The sequence below is a fragment of the Thermogemmatispora sp. genome, assembly GCF_042408735.1.
GTDB lineage: Bacteria > Chloroflexota > Ktedonobacteria > Ktedonobacterales > Ktedonobacteraceae > Thermogemmatispora.
Window position 1 is genome coordinate 1 of the sequence record NZ_JBHOQV010000092.1, and the last position, 2,400, is coordinate 2,400.

Annotated in this window: 1 protein-coding gene; it reads right to left on the reverse strand. The window is 61.4% G+C overall.

What is annotated here, in order from left to right; all coding sequences use genetic code 11:
* Positions 1-98 precede the first annotated feature (98 nt).
* Positions 99-1,130: a tyrosine-type recombinase/integrase gene (locus ACFMO7_RS07250; protein WP_376794854.1), complete on the reverse strand. Its 1,032-nt coding sequence runs from the start codon at positions 1,128-1,130 to the stop codon at positions 99-101.
* Positions 1,131-2,400: the final 1,270 nt, after the last annotated feature.

A 2,400-nucleotide genomic window follows, 5' to 3' on the forward strand; every position in this document is an offset into this window, starting at 1 on the left:
AGTACCTGCCTTCCAAGCAGGCTGTCGCGGGTTCGAGTCCCGTCTCCCGCTCCCTCTTCCAGAGCCGCTTCCCCGGCTCTCCTCCTGTGAAGGCCCCTTCATAGCTCTTCTGACAGCCCTTCTGACAGCCCTATTCCCTGCTCTCCGCTCAGCAATTGCTCCATTCGCTGCAGGGCCTCCCGTTGCATCCCCGGTAATACATGCCCATAAATCCCCAGCGTGACCGTCACCTGGCTATGGCCTAACAGTTCCTGGACCAATTTAATATGGACGCCCATCGCCAGCAGGATCGTTGCGGTGCTATGTCGGAGGTCGTGAAAATGGATGCGTGGTAACCCAGCCCGCTCCAGGAGCTGATAATACTGGCGGCGCACAAAGCTATCGGTCAGAAAATTCCCCTCCTGCGTGCAGAAGACCAGATCTCGCTCCTGCCAGCGCCGGCCCGCCTTCTGACGGGCCTCCTGTTGCCGGGCCCGGTGCCTTTTCAGCGTCTCAACCAGGAGCGGGGGGAGGGCAATCGTCCGCTTCCCCTTGGCGGTCTTGGTCTCGGTCTCTACAAAGCCATAGCGCGCTTTGTAGCTCACGGTCCGCCGGACCTGGAGGGTCCCCCGCTCCAGATCCACGTCACTCCAGCGCAGCGCGAGCAGTTCTCCTTGCCGCATCCCCGTTATGAGCGCTAGCAGGAGTAATGCTTCCAGGGGATGCTCTTTGACCGAATGCACCAGCCGGACCGCCTGTTCCTGCGTGAGGGTCGGCCTCTCTGGGGAAGTGGCTCGAGGGGCCTTGACCAGCTCCAGAATATTGCGCGCCACCTTACTGCGTCGGACCGCGTCACTCAGAGCAGCATGCAGCAGCTTGTGAATATTGGCGATGGTTCGGCTGGCCAGGCCCTCGGCCTGTTTCCTTGCATAGAGGTGCTCAATATGTTCCGGCTGCAACCGACGCAGGGAAATCCCCCCAAGCGTCGGGATGAGATGTTTCTGGATGATCCTCCGATAGAGGATATACGTCGTCGGGCGAATAGCGGGCTTCTGGATCTGCTCCAGCCAGTACTCCAGATAGGCTCGCATCGACTGATCCCGCTCCAGCGGTAAGGTCCCTTGCTCTAATTCATTGAGTGCCTTCCGCAAAGCGGAGGCAGCTTCCTGTCGCGTTCGAAAGTACCCGACGATTTTCTTCTTCCCCGGTCCCAGGGTCACCTGGGCAACCCAGGGTTTGGCTCGGGTTCTTCGGTCGCTCTTGCGTTGGAAGATCGACCCTTCTCCATGTCCCCGTTTCCTTCTTCCTCTCACTGGCTGGCTGGAAGATGGTTCCTCGTGATGGGCCATGATCCGATCCCTTCCCAGTTCATGCGTTTCGGCTGCTACGGGCACGGCACTGCTCCCGAGCGCCCCTCTCTATGGCAAGAGCCGTATGTTCCTCTGCCAAGGGCATACGGCTCTTGCCTGACGTCACTCCCTGCCCCGGAACCTGTCCCGAGCAGGCATGCTGATTAGGGTGCTTCCTTACGGGAAGCAAGCCATCGCTCGAGGTCCTGCTCATCGACCTTGACATTCCTGCGGCTGATATAGATCACTGGCAGGCCCTCAGCACGGTAGCAGAGTGCACTCCTAGCCTGTTGGCCACTTCTCTCAAGGACAGCAGCTTCCCCACAGGTGGGGGGGCCGCTGGGTGTTGTACAGGGTGGGAATGATGATGTCGAGGCATACGTCCTCTCCTTCCTTACAGCATGTGCTTGTCAGCAAGATGACGGCGGTTCGAGGATCTTTCTCGCTCGGAGCGCTTCGCCGGGCAGGAGGACGCTCCAGGTGTCGACCAGACGGTTGCCCGATCCGTCTCCCTGTCCTTCGGGTCTGTTCCCGTGACCTTCCCAGACCCTTCCCGGTTCCTCCCTGTCGTCCGAGTCCGTTTCCGTGGTGTTTCCGGACCCTTCCCGTTTCTGGGCCATGATTCCTCTTCTCACCCCTGCTCGGCTTCCTGGGAGGGGCCTTCCTCAGTGGCCGCGGTCACCCCCTCCCACAGAGAAGCCACCGCCGTCGCCCACTGCCTCCTCTTCCTCCCTCTGGGGAGGGATTCTGGGACCTCCAGGTCCGCGCTGAGCCGGGGGAGCTGTCCCTGCTCGATCTCCCAGACCAGGGCGACCAGTGCCTCTCCACGCGGACCTGGAGGTCCCAGAATCCCTCCCCAGAGGGAGGAAGAGGAGGCAGAGGGCGACGGCGGTGGCTTCTCTGTGGGAGGGGGTGACCGCGGCCTCTGAGGAAGGCCCCTCCCAGGAAGCCGAGCAGGGGTGAGAAGAGGATTCATGGCCCAGAAACGGGAAGGGTCCGGAAACACCACGGAAACGGACTCGGACGACAGGGAGGAACCGGGAAGGGTCTGGGAAGGTCACGGGAACAGACC